A 1,569-nucleotide genomic window follows, 5' to 3' on the forward strand; every position below is an offset into this window, starting at 1 on the left:
TGTCGGGGCGGGACGGGTCACCAGCACGGCCATGTGCTATGCTCCCGTCGAATACGGATCGGCCGGGCTGCAACGGCGTGGTGATTGCACCTGGCGACCTCGTGGTGTTAGGCGGTTTCGCGCACACATAATGACCAAAGGGTTGAGATTGGGTAACGACTCGCAAACGCTCGTGCTCGGCATCGAAACCACCTGCGACGAGACCGCCGCAGCCGTGGTCTCCCGTGATTCGGACGGCAAGGGGACAATCCTTTCGAATGTGGTGCGCTCGCAGACCGACGAGCACGCCATCTATGGCGGCGTGGTTCCCGAGATCGCTGCGCGCGCCCATGTCGACATGCTCGATCATCTCATCGACGCCGCCATGCGCGAAGCGGGCATCGACTACGCCGCGCTCGACGGTGTCGCCGCGGCGGCCGGTCCCGGCCTGATCGGCGGCGTCATCGTCGGGCTCACCACGGCCAAGGCGATCGCTCTGGTGCATGACACGCCGCTGATTGCGGTCAACCATCTCGAGGCGCATGCGCTGACGCCGCGCCTCACCGATGCAATCGACTTTCCCTACTGCCTGTTCCTTGCCTCCGGCGGTCACACCCAGATCGTCGCCGTCGCCAGCGTCGGCGATTATGTGCGGCTCGGCACCACGGTCGACGACGCGATGGGCGAGGCGTTCGACAAGGTGGCGAAGATGCTCGGACTGCCCTATCCCGGCGGGCCGCAGGTCGAGCAGGCCGCGCGCAATGGCGACGCCCAGCGCTTTGCGTTTCCGCGTCCGATGCAGGGCCGCAGCGATGCCAATTTCTCCCTGTCCGGCCTGAAGACCGCCGTGCGCAACGAGATCGGCCGGCTAGAAAGCGTCAGCGAGCAGGACACCGCCGATCTCTGCGCCAGCTTCCAGGCCGCGGTGCTGGAGTCGACCGCCGATCGTCTGCGCGTCGGCCTCGATCTGTTCAAGCAGCGGTTCGGCGCGCCCACCGCGCTGGTCGCGGCCGGCGGCGTGGCCGCCAACCAGGCGATCCGTGGCGCTCTCGATGACGTCGCGACAAAGGCCGGCACGCGGCTGATCATGCCGCCGCCGGCGCTGTGCACCGACAATGGCGCGATGATCGCCTGGGCCGGACTGGAGCGCCTCGCGCTCGGCATGACCGACAGCATGGACGCCGCGCCGCGCGCCCGCTGGCTCTTGGATGCGAATGCGCAGGTGCCGGGCAAGTTCGCGAACACCCGCGCGGGGTTTTGACGACATGGCTGGAGTGCTCCCCCACGCGTCGCTCGTGCGCGAGGTACTCTCAAGCCTCTCCCCGTGCGCGGGGAGAGGCCGAATCGCATCGCCAGATGCGATTCGGGTGAGGGGGGCTCTCCGCACGGTCGGTGGGTGGGGCTGCCTCTCCCAGCGCGAGCGAAGCTCGTCGCGGCCCCGTAAGGACGGGGAGAGGTGGAACTGAGACCGCCCGTGTCGACCCGCTTCCAAACCATTTCCGTCATCGGCGCCGGTGCCTGGGGCACTGCGCTCGCCGCCGTCGCCGCGCGCGCCGGCCGTGACGTCACGCTCCACGCACGCGACGCCGA

At 68.6% G+C, this 1,569-nt stretch carries 1 protein-coding gene and 1 pseudogene; both read left to right on the forward strand.

All coding sequences use genetic code 11. The features are described from left to right. The first annotated feature begins 172 nt into the window (after nucleotides 1-172). Complete coding sequence (gene tsaD, locus BRAO375_RS18780; RefSeq protein WP_009029038.1) at nucleotides 173-1,240, forward strand: tRNA (adenosine(37)-N6)-threonylcarbamoyltransferase complex transferase subunit TsaD; 1,068 nt, start codon at nucleotides 173-175, stop codon at nucleotides 1,238-1,240. Between the two features lie 213 nt (nucleotides 1,241-1,453). Next, a pseudogene (locus tag BRAO375_RS36395) lies at nucleotides 1,454-1,569 on the forward strand (NAD(P)H-dependent glycerol-3-phosphate dehydrogenase); the annotation flags it as partial.

It is taken from the genome of Bradyrhizobium sp. ORS 375, from assembly GCF_000239775.1.
GTDB lineage: Bacteria > Pseudomonadota > Alphaproteobacteria > Rhizobiales > Xanthobacteraceae > Bradyrhizobium.